This window comes from Priestia sp. Y58 (genome assembly GCF_029522095.1).
In the GTDB taxonomy this organism is placed as follows: Bacteria; Bacillota; Bacilli; order Bacillales; family Bacillaceae_H; genus Priestia; species Priestia megaterium_E.
Window position 1 is genome coordinate 625605 of the sequence record NZ_JAKWFL010000001.1, and the last position, 18664, is coordinate 644268.

An 18664-nucleotide genomic window follows, 5' to 3' on the forward strand; every position below is an offset into this window, starting at 1 on the left:
TCCTTTAACTCCTTTTAAACTAATTGTATAAACAAACGAAAATTGCTTATATAATGAGTATAATACACATCTCGCTTTCATTAAACTCTGGCGCTTCATATAGATGTGTACAAAAAGGAGGTTTTTTTATGTCAAAAGTACAAATTAAAGTAATGGATAACGGCTCTTTCCGTGTCACTGGAGACGTTGAATTAATTGATGCAGACGGCAACAAATTTGAAACAAAGCCGACATTTTCACTATGCCGATGTGGCCAGTCGCAAAAGATGCCCTTTTGCGACGGAAATCATAAAGGAAAATTCGACTCTTGTGTGCGCGCTGCAAAAATTTTAGACGAGCAGTAGATTCATAAAATTACAGCCTTACTGAACGAAACCGTTAACAAAAAACATTGGTAACCTGTGTTTAAAGCACAGGTTATTTTCTATTAAACGCATCCCCTGCCAATTTTTCTACGAGCCCGGGGGCAAGCTGATACATCTTCGAACCTATATTCATCCACTTAGGCAAGTTGACTTCTCGTTTTGGTTTACCAATTATACTAACCGTTTTTTCAGCCACGTATTGAGGGGTTAACATAAACTTTTCTACGCTTTTTTCATAGTTTCCTGATTGATCTGCTATTGAAAAGAAGTTGGTTTGAATAGGACCTGGATTCACTGCCGTTACATAGATATCTGTTTTCGCTAATTCCATTCGCAGGCTGTTGGTAAACCCTAGCACGGCATGTTTAGAAGCTGAATAGCCACTGGATTTAGGCGTTGCAAGTTTGCCTGCTTGAGAAGCAATGTTAATAATATGTCCTTTGTTTTCGTTTAGCATATAAGCTAAAATTTCTTGTGTACATGCAATCAGCCCAATAACATTGACTTGAAACATTGAAGCAATTGTCGAAATAGAGGCTTCTTTCACTTCTTCAAATACGCCAAAGCCCGCATTATTAATCAGCACATCAACACGCTTAATTTCACTCATCATTTTCTGAATAACTCTTTTGACTTCCTCCACGTTCGCTACGTCAGCTTTGTATATGTAAGAGGTAATCCCATACTTTTGACTAATTTGCTCGGCTACTCGCTGCAGCTTTTCTTCTGTACGTGCAAGTAAAACGGGCACGCCCCCTCTTTTGGCCACTTCATAAGCTAAATGTTCTCCAAGGCCTCCTGAAGCGCCTGTAATCACAACATATTGGTTCTTTAACGAGGATTTCAAATCTAACACACCTTTTTTATAAGTTAAGAGCACACAGAATAAATAAGCGTATTTCCTTTTTCATGTGTACTGATTTTATTTGCATCTTCTAGAAAATCGAGCTGACCGATTGTTTCAGAAAGTGTTAGCCCTAGTTCTTTTTCATAAATAGTAGGAAATAGCTGTTTGCAAATATCAAAAGCTGTTTGAGGACGTTCTTTGATCATGCTAAGCACTTTATCCGCTCGGTCGCTCTGCTTTTGTAACCTCTCTTGTACAAGTTCGCGAACATGTAACACTTCATCTCCATGACCTGTATAGATACAGTTTATCTCTAAGTCAAGCAGACGTCTTAATGAATGATTATATTGAAGAAGCGTTTTAGGTCGCTCGCCGCTTGGTTTCATAGGAGGTTCAATAAGCGGATTAGATGAAATATGCTTTAACAGTAAATCTCCTCCAATCATAACCGCTGTTCTTTCATTGTATAATGCAATATGGCTTTGAGCATGACCGGGTACTTCAAGTACTTTCCAACTCTCTAGGCCCGGAATGTAATCTCCTTCCTGCACAGAAGTTGTAAGAGAACGGTGACATGAATACTTCATTGATGCTTTTAAACGTTTTAAATAAGGGCGGAACCTTTCATCTACGCCGGCTTTCATAAAGTGATCTTCAAAAAACGCATCGTACCACTCAAAAAAATCTGGATTTTGGGAGATCCAAGGCTGATTTTTCGCATGACCGACTATGGCGATATCTTTATCAAAAAAATCAAGCATTCCTACGTGATCAGGATGGTGATGAGTTAGGACAACTTGCTTAATATCATCTGGTTTTAATCCTATTTCATTAAGCTTTTCTTTAAATACAGACCACGCTGCCTCCGTTTTAATACCAGCATCGATTAGCGTAACGGTCTGACCTTTTATAACAAAAACATTCACATCTCCTACCGCAAAAGGAGTAGGCAGCACAATTTTATATAATTGCTCATTCATCTGTATTTTTGCTCCTTTACCATCGCATTTTCTTTTAAGTTTACACGATTTTTCCTGTTATTTATACAATTGCATTCGTTTTCTGAAAATTACATTGACATCCTTCTCTTTTTCATTGCATAATGACAGAAATATAGTGAAGTTTTATTCATATCTTTAGATAACTATGCATTTTATAAAGAAGAGATACACAAACACAAACCTTTAACAGATACTGAAATCTCAGTATCTGTTTTCATTGGATAGCAAATGACTGGAGGAACTTTTAATGAAAACGGATCTAAACATCGCCTTTATTGGAGCTGGATCAATGGCTGAAGCCATGATCTCAGGGCTGCTGTCAGATAAAAAGCTTCGCCCCAATCAAATCACCGTAACAAACCATAGCAACGATAAAAGACTTCACGAACTTCGAAACGCCTATGAAATTAACATTACGCGTAATCATGCCTTGTTAATCGAAAAAAGCGATATCGTCGTGCTTGCTATTAAACCAAAAGACGTAGCGGAAAGCATCGATACGATTAAGTCCTATATTCGTCCGCACCACCTCGTTCTCTCTGTTTTAGCAGGTGTATCGACTGGCACAATTGTAAACTTGTTTGACCAAGACGTAGCGGTTGTAAGAGCTATGCCAAATACATCTGCTTCTATTGGATTATCGGCTACAGCCATTGCACCCGGCAAGTTTGCTACAGCAGAGCATATGAGCGTTACTACTGCTTTATTTGAAACGATTGGTACAGTTACAACTGTAGAGGAAGAGCAGCTTCACGCTGTAACAGGACTATCTGGAAGCGGCCCAGCATATGTCTACTATTTAGTAGAAGCAATGGAAAAAGCAGCTGAAAAACAAGGCTTGGATACGTCAGTGTCAAATGAACTAATTCTTCAAACTCTTATCGGTGCTGCAGAAATGCTAAAACAGTCACCTAAAACGCCAGCCGTACTTCGAAAAGAAGTGATGAGTCCCGGCGGCACAACAGAAGCAGGAATTGAACAGCTTATTTCTCATAACTTCCAAGAAGCCATGATGCAGTGTATTGAACAAGCTACAATTCGCTCCAAATATTTAGGAGATACGATTGACGAAAAAATCTCGAGTAAACGTTCGTAGAGGTTCACCTCTTTCTAAAAAAAGAAAGAGGTTTTTTTATGATTAAAAATGGATAAGCAGATTATGTGAAAGAAAATTCAAGGCGGTGATATAATAACTTTTGTTTAGAGTATCGAAATAATTGGAGGTTAAACCGAATGACAACAAAACTATTTTCACCTTATACAGTGAAAGATGTAACATTAAAAAACCGAATTGTAATGTCACCAATGTGCATGTATTCATGCGAAAAGGAAGACGGCGTAATAACCGACTTTCATATGGTTCACTACACAACTCGTGCGGTTGGACAAGTAGGTCTCATTATGGTTGAAGCCTCAGCTGTCGTGCCACAAGGTCGTATTTCAGCTCAAGACTTGGGAATTTGGAATGATGAACAAAGAGATGGATTAAAGAAACTTGTGACACAGCTAAAAGAAAACGGTGCAAAAACAGCTATTCAACTTGCACACGCAGGACGTAAAGCAACTGTTGAAGGCGATATTTATGCTCCTTCCGCTATTGCTTTTGATGATAAAAGTAAAAAACCTGTGGAAATGACCACAGAACAAATTCATGAAACGATTTCTGCTTTTAAAGAAAGCGCTCGACGTTCAAAAGAAGCTGGGTTTGATATTATTGAGCTTCATGCGGCACACGGTTATTTAGTACATCAATTTCTATCGCCGCTAAGCAATAAGCGAAGCGACGAATATGGCGGCAGCGCTGAAAACCGCTATCGTTTCTTAAAGGAAATTATTGAAGCTGTGAAAACAGAGTGGGACGGCCCTTTATTTGTCCGTGTTTCTGCTTCTGACTATACAGAAGGCGGATTAACAGTCGATAATCACGTTGTATTTGCAAAATGGATGAAAGAACAAGGCGTCGACTTAATTGATGTTAGTTCTGGTGCTCTGGTACATGCTCCAATCAACGTATACCCTGGCTATCAAGTGCCGTTTGCAGACAAAATCAAGCAGCAAGCTAATATTGATACAGGCGCTGTTGGGTTAATTACAACTGGACGACAAGCAGAAGAGATTCTGCAAAGCGAACGCGCTGATTTAATTTTTGTTGCGCGCGAACTTCTGCGCGATCCGTACTTCCCGCGCACGGCGGCAAAAGAACTAAATGAAACAATTTCAGCACCCGTTCAGTACGAACGCGGATGGTAAAAAAAGACGAGGATATCCTCGTCTTTTTTTATGAAATCGTAAACCGCTTCAAGTCTTCTGCTATGTCGGTATTCGGAAAAATTTCTTTTGCTCCTTCTGCTAGCCGGCTGACTGCGTCTCCTTGGTAACGCGAACTAATATGAGATAAAATAAGACGCTCGGCCGATGCTGTTTTAGCAATTTCAGCGGCTTCTTTTGCAGTAGAATGAAAATAGTTGTAAGCAAGCTCCTCGTCTCCCGCTGAAAAAGTAGCTTCATGGACTAACACATTCGCATGCATAGCAAGCTGAACACTTTGCATGCACTTTCTTGTATCTCCTAAAACCGTGATAACCTTCCCTTTTTTAGGCTCTCCTACAAACTCTTGTCCATTAATAAGACGCCCATCTTTTAATACTACTTCTTTCCCTTCTTTTAACTGCTGATAGTGAGGCCCTGGGGGAATATTCATCTCTTTTAAACGCTGAACGTCCAGTGATCCTGGCAAATCTTTTTCGACAACTCGGTATCCATAAGATAAAATGCCATGTTCAAGCTTGCCAAATTCCACTGAAAAAGTTTCATCTTCAAAAATCGTTCCACTTTCACTTTCCTCTTCTATTTCAACAATCTCTAGAGGATATTGCAGATGAGTTTGACTTACAGCCAGCGTGACTTTAATAAATTCTTTAATTCCTTTTGGCCCGTATACAGTAAGCAGCGATTCTCCGCCTTGAAACGAACGGCTTCCCAGGAGTCCAGGCAATCCGTAAATATGATCACCGTGAAGGTGCGTAATAAAAATTTTCTCAATTCGCCTCGGTTTAACGGTTGTATGTAAAATTTGATGCTGCGTTGCTTCTCCGCAATCAAAAAGCCACACCGCCCCTCTTTCTTGCAAAAGTTCGAGCGCAAGAGATGAAACATTCCGCTGTTTCGCCGGTACTCCTGCACCCGTTCCTAAAAATAACAATTCCATTTTCTACTTCCTCCTTCACACGCACAAAAAGCCTGTAAGTATATTATACAGGCTTTTTGTAAACTTACCTATTTGATGCTGTCAAGCGCATACGTAATAGTAGCTAATAACAGCTCAATATCACTTTCCTCAATGTTGAGCGGCGGCGAGAGCGTGAGAACATTATTATAGCCGGCCACCGTTGCTCCATTTTTCCCAATAATGACTCCTTTGGTTTTGCATTTAGCAATCACTTCATTTACAAGATTAACGTCTAACGGTTCCTTCGTTTGTTTATCAGCTACAAGTTCAATTCCAATTAAAAGCCCTTTACCTCTTACGTCTCCAACGTATGGGTGGCTATCGATAAGCGGCTTTAGCTCACTTAATACGTAAGCTCCGAGCTGTTTAGAACGGCCAAAAAGATTTTCTCTCTCCATAATTTCTAAATTCTTTAATGCTAGTGCACACGCAGCTGGACTTCCTCCAAATGTATTAACATGGCGAAAATACTCATACTGATCGCTATCTTTGAACGCTTCATAAATTTCTTTTTTAACAGCAGTTGCAGAGAGCGGAAGATATGCGCTTGTAATTCCTTTTGCCATGGTAATGATATCTGGTTTTACATCGTAATTCATAAAACCAAAGGCTTCTCCTGTACGTCCAAAGCCGCAAATAACTTCATCTGCAATTAAAAGTGCACCGTGTTTTTCACACGTTTCTTTTACGCCTTTCATATAATTTTGAGGCGGTAAAAGAATTCCTCCTCCTGTAATAATTGGCTCCATAATAACAGCGGCAATCGTTTCACTTAGCTCCCACGTCATAACATTGTCAATATCTTTTACAGATTGAAGCTTCTCTTTCGGTGCATCGTAGTCATCTTGCCCTCGGTACGAATCAGGCGGGGCAACGTGAATAAAGCCAGGGGCAAGCGGTTCATATTTATATTTACGCTGAGCTTGGCCCGTTGCTGCTAGTGCGCCCATTGAATTTCCGTGATACCCTCGATAACGCGAAATAAATTTGTAGCGAGAATGCTCTCCTTTTTGCTGATGGTACTGACGCACAATTTTAAAAGCCGTTTCATTTGCTTCAGATCCGCTATTTGAAAAGAAGATAACATAGTCATCACCTAGCATTTCATTTAGCTTCTCTGCCAGTTTGATAGCAGGTACGTGAGATTGAGTGAGTGGAAAATAAGCCAGTTCTTTTAGCTGCTCATAGGCTGCGAGCGCTAACTCATCCCGTCCATACCCGGTATTTACACACCAAAGCCCTGCCATTGCATCTAAATAGCGATTTCCTTGTTCATCTGTAATCCAAGCACCTTTTGCTTTTGTAGCTACCATCGTTGCATCCGGACTGTACGGTTTCATTCCATGCCATACATACTGCTCATCTTTTGCACGCAGATCTTTTTCATTTTGACTGACCTGTACCATCTTATCCACTCCCAAATCGCTAGCGCGGTATTTTTTTCTGTATGAAAAGACTTCGACAAAATGCCGAAGCCACTTGCTATATTCATCTATATGTTAAAAGTCAAAGCGTGATGTAACCATCTTTTTACGTGTAAAGAAGTTCAAACCGTCTTTGCCGTTAACATGCAAATCTCCGTAAAAAGAGTCTTTCCAACCGGAGAATGGGAAGAAAGCCATTGTAGCAGGTACTCCTACGTTAATACCGAGCATACCGGCATCTGCTTCTTCTCTAAATTGACGCACCGCTTTTGCATCTTTTGTATAAATCGTTGCTCCATTTCCAAAACGGGATTTTTCCATATAGCGAAGTGCTTCATCTAATGTGTCAGCACGAAGCAAGCTTAGTACAGGTGCAAAAATCTCTTCTTTAGCAATGGTCATATCAGGAGTTACGCGGTCAAAAATTGTTGCCCCTAAGAAGTTGCCTTCCGTATGCTCATCCATTTCTTTACGTCCGTCACGAATGAGTTCCGCTCCTTCTTTCATGCCAAGTTCAATATAATCCAGCACCTTATCACGGTGCTCTTTTCGAATTACAGGCGTTAGAAGCACTTCATCATCAAATCCGCTTCCCATAATTAATTCATCTGCTTTTTGCTTTAATTTCCCGACGAATTCATCGCCTTTTTCACCAACCACGACCACGGCGCTGCACGCCATGCAGCGCTGGCCGGCACTTCCATAAGCCGAGCTGATAATATGTGATACCGCTTTATCCATATCGCAGTCTGGCATCACAACATGATGATTTTTAGCTCCAGATAAAGCCTGAACTCGTTTCCCTTGAGCAGCAGCTTGTTCATAAACATATTTTGCTACCGGCTGCGATCCGACGAATGAAATCGCTTTAACTTTTTCATGCTCTATTAATCCGTTCACGACATCGTGTGCCCCGTGCACAATATTTAATAATCCATCCGGTGCTCCTGCTTCTGTAAAAAGTTCAGCAAGTCGCGTTGCTAAAAGCGGCGTTCGCTCAGACGGTTTTAATACAAACGCATTTCCACATACAATCGCAAGAGGGAACATCCAAAGCGGTACCATCATCGGAAAGTTAAAAGGTGTGATGCCGCCAACGACACCCAGTGGAAAACGGAACATCTCAGAATCAATTTCTTCCGCTATGTTATTTAATGATTCTCCCATTAATAAAGTAGGAGCACCCGCGGCAAACTCCACGCATTCAATACCGCGCTGTACTTCACCGTAAGCTTCTTTGAAAGCCTTGCCGTTTTCTTGTACAACTAATTTAGCTAACTCTTCATGATGCTTAACTAGTAAATGCTGAAACGCAAACATTAATCTTGCTCGTTTTGGAGCAGGAACGTTACGCCATGTTTCAAATGTTTTTTGAGCTGTTTCCACCGCATTGGCTACGTCTTCTTTTGTAGAAAGCGGTACTTTTGCAATTACTTCGCCCGTCGATGGATTAATTACCTCTCCAAATTTTTCCCCTGCCGTATCAACCCATTTTCCGCCCACGTAATTTTTTAAAACTTGCGTATCATTATTCACAACTGACATATCGCTTGGCCTCCTCAAAAAATAAGAAATGACAAATCTACCTTTATTATTGAATAAATAAATGGTGGTTGCATTAGACAAAATGTGAAACAACTCTAGATTCTCGTTTCACATTTTGCGCAGTGAACTAGGAGAAAGCATGAACTAAAATGAACATATAGTAAAATCATCCTCAACATAAAAAAACAGCTGTTTCCAGCTGCTTACTTATCCGTTTATAAATTCCGCGCGCGACTTTTTCATCATAAACAAATATTCATATGCCATAATCATAAACTCAATTGCCAGTCGTTTTTCCGGCTCCATAAAGTCTTCACCCAGCAGCTTTTCTAGTTTTTCAATACGGTGATACAGCGTTTGCCGAACAATGTATAAACGCTTAGCCGTCTCTTGTTTAGATCCATTGCATGCTAAATAAATTTTTAATGTTTCCATGAGTTTTGCATTATACGTTTCATCATATGTAATAACGGGCTGCAGATATTCAAACACCACTTCCTGTAAGTCTTCATGCTGATGTAAAAGCGAAATAATCCGGTACATATGCAAATCATCATAAAAATGAATAATGGTTTGTTTCTGCAGCATTTCTTGAATCGAAATTGTTTCTTTAGCCGTTTCATAGCTTTTATGCATGCAGTCAAGCTGTTCACAGTATTGGCCAATTCCGATAAAGCTAATGGCGTTCCTCTTTGAATTTTCATCCGATTCATATTGATTCATCCAGCGATGAAGGCTGTTTTCTAGTCTCTCTCTCCACGTGCTAACCATTCGTTTGTTCAAAAGAATAAATAATACTTCGCGATTTCGCTCGGAGACTAATAAGTGAAAGCCTTCTTGTTCAAAAATGCTTCGCAAGATCAGCTTAAAATACGTTCGATCAAACTTCTCCCGCCTTTGCCACTTACAGCAAACAACGACACCTCCGCGAATAGGCGAATCTGAACACACTTCGTGCATAGAGTCTTTTATTTGTTCAAGAGTTAACTCTCCGTTCATCCATTTCGTCATCCATTCGGTTTCATCTACTCTTTTTTTCTCTTCGACATACAGGTCCTTCAAAAAATGCTGAGCAAGTGCAGTCGCCGTTCGGTCAACGGTGAGCACTTCAAGTTCTGTTAAGGCTTCATTTATAGAAGCAACATACAGCTGAGCATAATCTTGTCCTAATAAATGAATAGGCTGCTCAGTAAAATGCGGACTTTCATTTTCCCTGCTTATATAATGAAGTAGAAGCTGCTGTTTGAGCAAGTCCATCTCCGGAGCAAAGGTAAGCAATTCATTTGAAACTTTAAGGCCGACAAGAAGCCCCGTAGATTCATATAAACACTGTAAGATGACGGCTGGGTCATTAACTGTTAACAGCAGCTGATTTAGCCTATGAGAATACTGTTCTAAATCGGAAATCATTTGATAGTGCTGATTAATTAAAAGCGAGTGAACATCTTGTGTAATTTCAACGAACGGAACTTCCTCGTGAAATAAAATAATCGGAAAATCACATTCGTTCGCTTTATCAATGACAATTTGCGGAATCTTAGAAGTATAAGTGCCAAGTTCAATACACAGTCCTGATGCCTTACAAGAAATTAATTGCTGAAGAAATGATAAACAAGATTGAGAATCTTCTCCCCAGCCTACCCCTGTTGATAAAATGAGCTCGTTTCCTTTTAGCAGCTCATTAATGCGCGTCACTTCCATCACGTGCACCCACTTCACAGAATTAGTAAGCCCTTTCTCTCCAGCTATTACTTCACAGTTTACAAAATGTTTCCTTGTTAAAATCTCTGTTACTGTTAAATATGATTTCAAGTCAACACCGCCCCTAGCGAATTTCACATCATGTCTCCTGGATCATTAACGCGTATTTCGCATATGTGTAGAACAAAAGCTATATCTTCTTACATTATATTAAATATTTAGAAGAAATAAAATATTTAATGAAAGAAACGAAAAAAGCTGTAACGATAATGGATCGTTACAGCTTCTGAGCTGTTTGCTGTAATTTATTAAAAAAACCGTGGCGTTTAACCGCTTGTTCTTTAATTCGGTGAATTTCTTTTTTATAAAAACGCAAATCTTGTAGTGACACTGCATTTAACATTTCCATTTTTAATTTATCAATAATTTTTGTTTCTTCCTGTGTCATACACTGCATAGCTTGATCCATCCGTGTCACACCCTTTTCGTATTTAATAGATTTAGTTTGAAAACGTTCTACTATAATATTTACTACAATTTACTAGATAACTAAACCTTTTCTCTTTCGATGTAAACGAAATGTAACAACTGTAATACAGTGAATGGATAATATCTAGTTATTTTGCTTCACATCCAAAACGAAAAAAACACAAAAACGGATCACTTTTGTCAGCCAATATAGTAAAAAACTTATAGGTATTAGTAAACAAATAAAGAGATTGAAACATAATTAAATTACTCCAATCAACAGCCAGAAGCAACTACATACATGAAACCTACGTTCACCCTACCAATAAAAAAATCCGAACGATTCATCGTTCGGATCTTCCTTCAGCTAAAATAATTTTGTCCCAGCCTCCGTTTTTATACTTGTTGAATCAGTACGGATGAAAAATATTTTCTAGCATCCGCCGTCAATATATGAAGGGTTTCTTGTTCGGTTTGGTTATTTTCGGTGCGTTCAAACGTCACAAATGCCCCGCTTAGATTCTCCGTTACGGCTGTTATTTTAAATCCTTTTTGCAGCAAAAAATCAATCTTTTCTCGCTCTGCCATATATTCATGGTAACTTGACATTTCCCTGCCCCCGATCTATTTCTTCATCTGTTTTTATAACATTAATTTTTCAGCTTCGTTAGCCGTGTTTAACTCATTAAACTTTGCTCGTTTTGTAAATTGTCCGTAGCCTTTTTGACCGACAAACTGCTTATCTTTTACGACAAATTCCCCGCGGCAAAGTACTGAAACCGGCTCACCTGTGACTTTCATTCCCTCAAATGCACTATAATCGACTGCCATATGATGCGTGTTTGCTGAAATCGCACGTTCAACAGAAGGGTCAAATATAAGCAGATCGGCGTCTGCGCCAACCGCTATTGTTCCTTTTTTCGGGTACAGTCCGAACAGCTTAGCAATTTTTGTTGATGTTATATCAACAAACTGATTTATATTAATTCGGTTCTTCACTACTCCTTCTGAAAATAAAATACTCATGCGATCCTCAATAATAGGGCCTCCGTTTGGAATCTTCGTAAAATCTCCTTTTCCCAGATCTTTTTGACCGTTAAAATCAAATGAACACTGATCTGATCCAATCGTTTGCAAGTCGCCATTACGCAAAGCATTCCACAAAACATCTTGGTTCCATTTTTCACGTAAAGGCGGCGACCATACGTATTTTGCTCCTTCAAAATTCGGTTTCTCTAAATAGGTTTGGTCAAGCGTCAAATACTGCGGACACGTTTCACCCCAGATATTTACGCCTTTTTCCCTTGCTTCAGCAATCTTTTTAACCGCTTCAGCGCACGACACGTGAACAACATAGAGCTGTGAGTCAGCCAGCTCCGTTAGCACAGCGGCTCTTCCCGTGGCTTCTCCTTCTATTTCTGGAGGGCGAGTCAGTGCATGATAGATAGGATCGGTTTGTCCTTGTTCTAGTGCTTTTGCCGTTAAATACTCAATAACATCTCCATTTTCAGCATGTACCATCACAAGCGCACCTAGTTTTTTAGCTTGCACTAGCGTTTGATAAAGGGTAGCATCGTCTGCTTGAAAAACATTTTTATAGGCCATGAACACTTTAAATGAAGTAATTCCTTCTTTTTCAATAATTGTAGGAAGCTCATTTAATACATCTTCCGTGATTTCGCCAATCATTAGATGAAAGCTATAGTCGATAGCCGCTTTTCCTTTTGATTTTTCATGCCATGTACCGATCGCTTTTTGCAGCGGTTCGCCTTTATTGGTTAAGCAAAAATCAATAACAGTTGTCGTACCTCCAAAAGCTGCTGCTCTTGTACCTGTTTCAAAGTCATCTTTTGTAACGGTGCCTCCAAACGGCATATCTAAATGAGTATGAGGATCGATGCCTCCCGGAAATACATAGTTTCCTTTTGCATCAATCACTTCACAGCCTTGCTCTTCAAATGTCGAGCCAATTGCCGAAATAACTCCATTTTCAATTAAAATATCAGCTTTATACGTATCTGTTGCTGTGACTACCACACCATTTTTAACGATTTTCTTCATTTCTTCATCCCCTTTGTCTTTATACGTCTAATCGCTGTGCAGCTGTCGCTTGTAAAGCAGCTTGGCGTTCATTCCACGTCATTGGAGGCTGTTCATTTGGTAATTCAACCATGGATATAGCCCCGTCCACCGGACATACAATCGAACATAAATTACAGCCTACACAATCTTCTTCTCTTACTTTTAAATAAGATTTCCCTGAAGGATCTTTCAGCATGTCAATACATTGGTGAGAAGTATCTTCACAAGAAATATGACACTTATTGCAGTTAATACACGTATCCGGATCGATGCGAGCCACTACTTTATAATTGAGATCTAAGTTGCCCCAGTCGGAATATTTTGAAACGGCTTTCCCTACAATATCACTTACTTTTTCGATTCCTCTTTCATCCAAATAATAATTGAGACCTTGAATCATATCCTCTACGATGCGGAATCCGTGATGCATAGCAGCTGTACATACTTGCACACCTGTAGCACCCATGAGCATAAATTCGACGGCTTCCTGCCAGTTCGAAACGCCTCCCATACCTGATATTGGAACGTTAATAAACGGACTTCTTGCACATTCAGCAACCATGTTTAATGCAATCGGCTTAACAGCCGGGCCGCAATAACCTCCGTGAGCGCCTTTTCCTGCTACGTGTGGAATCGTATTCCATGAATGAATGTCTACTCCTGCTAAACTATTAATAGTGTTAATCATACTCACAGCGTCAGCACCGCCTCGAACCGCTGCTTCTGCTGTAACGGTGATATCTGTGATATTTGGGGTTAATTTAACAATGACCGGTGTTTGGGCAACTTCTTTAGCCCAATACGTTTGTTTTTCAACCAAATCAGGGACTTGTCCAGAGGCAGCACCCATCCCTCGTTCTGCCATTCCATGCGGACAACCAAAGTTCAGCTCTAATCCATCCACTCCTACGTCTTCTACTTTTTTGACAATTTCATGCCATTTTTCTTGCTGAGGCTCTACCATAAGAGAGGCAATAATTGCGTGGTTAGGAAACTTCTTTTTCGTTTCATAGATTTCCTTCAAATTAACTTCAAGCGGACGATCGGTGATTAACTCAATATTATTAAAGCCGGCTACGCGCTGACCGTTGAAACCAACGGCAGCAAATCGTGAGGAAACATTTAAAATCGGATCACCAAGCGTTTTCCAAACTGCGCCTCCCCATCCTGCTTCAAATGCACGCTGCACTTGATAACCTGAATTGGTTGGCGGTGCGGATGCCAGCCAAAACGGATTTGGTGATTGAATACCTGCTAAATTTGTTGTTAAATCTGCCATAGATTTCTCCTCCTCCTGATTTTAAGCTGTTTCCATTGTTTCTTTTGTTAACTGCATATGAATATTTAACGCCGTTTGTTTTCCTTGCTGAGCAGCGGTCACAACCATTGCTTCTCCTTGCCCTTTACCAAAAATAACGTCTCCGCAAGCAAATACTTTTGGATTTGATGTTTGAAATGTCTCTTGATTAATTAAGACAACTCCGTCTTCATGGTTCAGCTGAAATTGTTGAATCAAAGACAGGTACCGTTCTTGACCAATTGCTTTAACAACAGCATCGACTGGAATCGTAAACGTTGAACCTTCAACAGGAACAGGCTTTCTTCGGCCGTCTGCATCTGGATCTGTTAACGTCATTTTTACACATTCAATCCCGCTTACCTTACCATTTTCATCTCCAATAATTCGTATAGGAGCCGTTAACCAGCGGAATTCAACACCATCTTGTTTCGCAAATTCAAATTCAAAATCATAAGCCGTCATTTCTTCTCGTGTACGACGGTATAAAATTTGAACATTTTCAGCCCCCAAGCGCACGGAACACGTAGCACCATCAATCGCAGTATTTCCCGCACCAATGACGGCAACACGCTTACCCACAAATTCTGTTGATAACGCTTCCGACTTCGTTTTTTTCACAAAATCAATCGCGTCATACACACCGTCTAGCTCTTCACCTTCAACATGTAGAGAAGGCACCTTGCTCATACCAATAGCTAATACGACCGCGTCATACGACTGCAGCAATTCGCTTGGAAGAACATCTTCTCCAATTCTTACGTTTGTTTTAATTTTTACATCCAAGCTTTTTACTTGTTCAACTTCCCAAAATGAAATCGCTTGAGGAAGACGAAACGACACGATTCCATATGTATTTAACCCTCCTGCTTGTTTCTCCGCTTCAAAAATGGTTACGTCATACCCAAATCGCGCCAGTTCTCTTGCTGCAGAGAGACCAGCCGGACCTCCACCAACGATTGCTACCTTTTTGCCGTTTGCTCTTCCTTTCTCAAACAGCACCTGTTCATTTTGAATAGCCCAATCCGTTGCGTAACGCTGCAAATCTCCAATCATAATTGGTTTGGTTGAGTGGTTAAGCACACACGCTCCTTCACATAGTTCATCGGTTGGACAAACTCTCGAACAGCTTGCTCCTACGGGATTAGAAGACATAATCGTTTCGGCAGACCCCTTTAAATTGCCCGATGCAATTTTTTTAATAAACGTCGGGATGTCAATTCCTGTAGGGCATGCCTGAATACAGGGTGCATCATAACAGTACAAACATCGATTAGATTCTTCGACTGCTTCTCTATTTGACAACCCTTTTTCTACTTCATTAAAGTTTTGAATGATGGACTGCAAACTTTCCTGTGACCGCATTGCATCAACCTCCCAAGGATATCTGTTGATAAAACTCAAATTGAAAGCGCTTACATATTTTTTATATACGTTATTTTCAACTTCTATTTTGGTAAAATGTATTACTAACTTTATTGTACAAAACGACCGTCTTTTCTTCATTATACATTATGTTAAAAAATTCAGACTATTTACTATTCACTATGTAAAAAGCCTTGCTTTTATATAAAAGCAAGGCTGCAACTATTATTTTGCTACTTCTTTAATAATCGACACTACTAGTTCAGATGTCTTCACCAGTTCTTCTACCGGAATTTTTTCATTTGTCGTATGAATGTCTTCATAACCAACTGCTAAATTTACTGTTGGGATATCAAAGCCTGCGATTACATTTGCATCGCTTCCGCCTCCGCTTTGAAGCAGGCGTGAAGGACGATCGATATTAGCCACGGCTTTTTTAGCAACTTCGACAACATGATCTCCATCGCCAAATTTAAAGCCTGGATACATCACTTTAATATCAACTTCTGCACGTCCGCCCATTTCTTGTGCAGCTGTTTCAAACGCTTCTTTCATTTTCGCTACTTGTGCTTCCATTTTTTCTGGAATTAATGAACGAGCTTCTGCTAAAATATCGACGCGGTCACACACGATATTCGTTTGCGTTCCACCTTCAAAACGTCCAATATTCGCTGTAGTCTCTTCATCAATACGCCCAAGCGGCATTTTAGAAATGGCTCTTGAAGCAATCGTAATAGCAGAAACGCCTCGTTCAGGAGCTACACCTGCATGAGCTGTTTTTCCATAAATTGTTGCATTTACTTTTGCTTGCGTCGGCGCAGCAACAATAATGTCTCCCACTTTGCCATCGCTATCTAAAGCGTAGCCGAATTTTGCCGTTACGAGACTAGAATCAAGAGCTTTAGCGCCCACTAAGCCAGATTCTTCTCCTACTGTAATAATAAATTCAATTTTGCCGTGCGCGATGTTTTCTTCTTTTAATACGGTGATGGCTTCTAGCATTGCTGCTAAGCCTGCTTTATCATCCGCTCCAAGAATTGTCGTGCCGTCACTTTTAATATAGCCATCTTCAATAGATGGTTTAATACCGTTTCCAGGTACGACTGTATCCATATGAGAAGTAAAGTAGATTGTGTCTACGCCTTCTTTTGTAGCTGGCAGTGTGCAGATTAAGTTGTTGGCTCCGTGGCCCGTTTTTTCTTTGGCATCATCTTCTACTACTTCGACACCTAATGCGGTAAATTTTTCTTTTAGTACAACAGCAATTTTTTCTTCATGCTTTGTTTCTGAGTCTACTTGTACTAATTCAATAAATAAATCAACGATTCGTTGTTCATTAATCATAATATGTAATCCCTCCAAAAATAACCTACAATGGTATGTTACCATGTTTCTTTGCTGGACGCTCTTCCTTTTTATTGTGCAACATTTCAAGCGCTTGTATTAATTTTATTCGCGTTTCCCTAGGATCAATAACATCATCAACCATTCCAGCGCTTGCCGCTACGTAAGGATTAGCAAATTTCTCGCGATACTGTTCAATTTTTTCGTGTCTTGTTTCATCTGGGTTTTCGCTACCTCGAATGTCGTTTGCAAAGATAATATTTGCAGCACCTTGAGGACCCATAACAGCGATTTCGGCATTCGGCCACGAATACACAAGGTCCGCTCCAATCGATTTACTATTTAAAGCTACGTATGCACCGCCGTACGCCTTTCGCAAAATCACCGTGATTTTCGGAACGGTAGCTTCGGAGTATGCATATAAAATTTTAGCACCATGACGTATAATTCCGCCATGTTCCTGCTTGATACCTGGGAAAAAACCTGTAACATCTTCAAATGTAATAAGTGGGATATTAAATGAATCGCAAAATCGAATAAACCTTGCTGCTTTATCTGAGGAGTTAATATCTAAACTGCCTGCCATTACTTTAGGCTGGTTACACACAAGTCCGACAACTTTTCCATCTATGCGAGCAAAACCAATGACAATATTTCTTGCAAAGTCTTTTTGCACTTCAAAAAATGAGTGCTCGTCCACTACTTGGTGAATGACTTGACGCACATCGTAAGGGCGCACGGCATCAAACGGGACAACGTCTAATAAATCCGGACGATAATGATCAGACTCTGCCTTTGAGGCTAAAGGAGGCTGCTCTTGGCTAGACTGAGGAAGATAGCTTAAGAGCGTTCGTACTTGTTCTAGCACCTCTTGTTCTGTTGCACCTCTAAAATGGGCATTACCGCTAATTTCGTTATGAACAGCTGCTCCTCCAAGATTTTCAGAGGAAATGCTTTCTCCCGTTACCGTTTCAATTACTTTTGGTCCTGTAATGAACATTTGACTTGTTTCTTCTACCATAAAAACAAAGTCCGTAATCGCCGGTGAGTACACGGCTCCGCCTGCACAAGGACCCATAATAACAGATATTTGAGGCATGACACCCGAATAAATGGCATTTCGATAAAAAATATGACCGTATCCATCAAGAGACATGACGCCCTCTTGAATACGAGCTCCGCCTGAATCATTTAAGCCAATAAACGGCACGCCTGTTTTAGCCGCTAAGTCCATTACGTGCGCAATTTTTTTAGCATGCATTTCACCTAACGCACCTCCGAATACTGTAAAATCTTGCGAAAACAAGTAGACTGAGCGACCGTTTACCTTGCCGTAACCTGTTACTACCCCGTCTCCTGGCCCTACTTGATTATTCATACTGAAATCTGCACACCGATGTTCAATAAACGGATTTAATTCGACAAATGTATGTTCATCCAAAAGAATTTCAATTCGTTCGCGCGCCGTTAGTTTTCCTTTATGGTGCTGTTTTTCAATTTTTTCGTCTCCACCGCCTAACTCGATCTTTCGGCGCTTATCGTACAATTCATTTAATTTATCATAAATGTCAACCATGTTTCTTCTCCTCCTCTAGTGTTTTTTCACAGAGCTCATAAAGAACACCGTTTGCTGACTTTGGATGCAAAAAAGCAATGGATGCTTCCCCTGCGCCTTTTCGCGGAACATCGTCAATCATGTGCACACCCTTTTCCTTTAACTCGTTAATCCGTTCTTCAATCGTGCGCACACCTAAAGCAACATGATGAAGACCTTCACCTCTCTTTTTGATAAACGCGCCGACCGCACTGTCTTCAAAGAGCGGCTCTAATAATTCAATTTTTACGTTGCCGCACTGAATAAAAGCAACTTTTACTCCTTGTTCTTCTACTTCTTCTACTTTTAATAGAGACAGTCCTAATACCTTTTCATAAAACGGGAGGCTGCCTTCAATTGATTTTACAGCTATTCCTATGTGATCAATTCCTTTTATCACTT

The 18664-nt window shown here is 40.2% G+C and carries 17 protein-coding genes; 3 read left to right on the top strand and 14 right to left on the bottom strand.

The features are described from left to right. Window positions 1-128: 128 nt before the first annotated feature. Entirely contained in the window at window positions 129-344 is a 216-nt protein-coding gene (locus MMB68_RS03310) for a CDGSH iron-sulfur domain-containing protein (RefSeq protein WP_013059094.1), read from the top strand. Between the two features lie 73 nt (window positions 345-417). Here MMB68_RS03310 and MMB68_RS03315 read toward each other — a convergent pair whose 3' ends face one another. Both MMB68_RS03315 and MMB68_RS03320 read right to left on the bottom strand, forming a co-directional pair. After that, window positions 418-1212, bottom strand: coding sequence for an SDR family NAD(P)-dependent oxidoreductase (locus MMB68_RS03315; protein ID WP_221784543.1), 795 nt, complete (start codon window positions 1210-1212; stop codon window positions 418-420). A 23-nt stretch (window positions 1213-1235) separates the two neighbouring features. After that, complete coding sequence (locus tag MMB68_RS03320; protein WP_221784544.1) at window positions 1236-2192, bottom strand: MBL fold metallo-hydrolase; 957 nt, start codon at window positions 2190-2192, stop codon at window positions 1236-1238. Between the two features lie 268 nt (window positions 2193-2460). Here MMB68_RS03320 and proI point away from each other — a divergent pair, with 268 nt between their 5' ends. Together proI and namA are read left to right on the top strand one after the other, a co-directional pair. Then, window positions 2461-3309 carry a pyrroline-5-carboxylate reductase ProI gene (gene proI / locus MMB68_RS03325; RefSeq protein ID WP_221784545.1) on the top strand — a complete coding sequence of 283 codons (849 nt, stop codon included), beginning with the start codon at window positions 2461-2463 and terminating at the stop codon, window positions 3307-3309. A 137-nt stretch (window positions 3310-3446) separates the two neighbouring features. Continuing rightward, a complete protein-coding gene (gene namA / locus MMB68_RS03330) occupies window positions 3447-4463 on the top strand; it encodes an NADPH dehydrogenase NamA (protein WP_221784546.1) in 1017 nt (338 codons plus the stop codon). A gap of 28 nt (window positions 4464-4491) precedes the next feature. Here the strand turns inward: namA and rnz are convergent, their stop codons facing one another. From rnz to mce, 12 genes are all read right to left on the bottom strand, one after another. Continuing rightward, the gene (gene rnz / locus MMB68_RS03335) at window positions 4492-5421 is read right to left on the bottom strand and encodes a ribonuclease Z (RefSeq protein ID WP_221784547.1); all 930 of its coding nucleotides are present in this window, start codon (window positions 5419-5421) and stop codon (window positions 4492-4494) included. Window positions 5422-5489: 68 nt separating this feature from the next. Further along, on the bottom strand, window positions 5490-6848 hold the full coding sequence (locus MMB68_RS03340; protein WP_221784548.1) for an aspartate aminotransferase family protein: 1359 nt from the start codon (window positions 6846-6848) through the stop codon (window positions 5490-5492). Window positions 6849-6941: 93 nt separating this feature from the next. Beyond that, window positions 6942-8411, bottom strand: coding sequence for a CoA-acylating methylmalonate-semialdehyde dehydrogenase (locus MMB68_RS03345; RefSeq protein ID WP_221784549.1), 1470 nt, complete (start codon window positions 8409-8411; stop codon window positions 6942-6944). 207 nt (window positions 8412-8618) lie between these two features. Beyond that, on the bottom strand, window positions 8619-10250 hold the full coding sequence (locus MMB68_RS03350; protein ID WP_013059102.1) for a PucR family transcriptional regulator: 1632 nt from the start codon (window positions 10248-10250) through the stop codon (window positions 8619-8621). A gap of 139 nt (window positions 10251-10389) precedes the next feature. Further along, window positions 10390-10581, bottom strand: coding sequence for a hypothetical protein (locus MMB68_RS03355; protein ID WP_098249282.1), 192 nt, complete (start codon window positions 10579-10581; stop codon window positions 10390-10392). Window positions 10582-10976: 395 nt separating this feature from the next. After that, window positions 10977-11189, bottom strand: coding sequence for a hypothetical protein (locus tag MMB68_RS03360; RefSeq protein ID WP_013084958.1), 213 nt, complete (start codon window positions 11187-11189; stop codon window positions 10977-10979). A 33-nt stretch (window positions 11190-11222) separates the two neighbouring features. After that, a complete protein-coding gene (hydA, locus tag MMB68_RS03365; RefSeq protein ID WP_221784550.1) occupies window positions 11223-12641 on the bottom strand; it encodes a dihydropyrimidinase in 1419 nt (472 codons plus the stop codon). Between the two features lie 19 nt (window positions 12642-12660). Next, a complete protein-coding gene (preA, locus tag MMB68_RS03370) occupies window positions 12661-13941 on the bottom strand; it encodes an NAD-dependent dihydropyrimidine dehydrogenase subunit PreA (RefSeq protein ID WP_013084960.1) in 1281 nt (426 codons plus the stop codon). Window positions 13942-13962: 21 nt separating this feature from the next. Continuing rightward, on the bottom strand, window positions 13963-15324 hold the full coding sequence (locus MMB68_RS03375; RefSeq protein WP_221784551.1) for an NAD(P)-dependent oxidoreductase: 1362 nt from the start codon (window positions 15322-15324) through the stop codon (window positions 13963-13965). Between the two features lie 225 nt (window positions 15325-15549). Further along, window positions 15550-16668, bottom strand: coding sequence for a tripeptidase T (locus MMB68_RS03380; protein WP_013084962.1), 1119 nt, complete (start codon window positions 16666-16668; stop codon window positions 15550-15552). 25 nt (window positions 16669-16693) lie between these two features. Continuing rightward, window positions 16694-18244: an acyl-CoA carboxylase subunit beta gene (locus tag MMB68_RS03385; protein WP_043976280.1), complete on the bottom strand. Its 1551-nt coding sequence runs from the start codon at window positions 18242-18244 to the stop codon at window positions 16694-16696. Next, a complete protein-coding gene (gene mce, locus MMB68_RS03390; RefSeq protein ID WP_028410677.1) occupies window positions 18237-18662 on the bottom strand; it encodes a methylmalonyl-CoA epimerase in 426 nt (141 codons plus the stop codon). Before mce ends, MMB68_RS03385 begins: the two co-directional genes overlap by 8 nt. Window positions 18663-18664 lie beyond the last annotated feature (2 nt).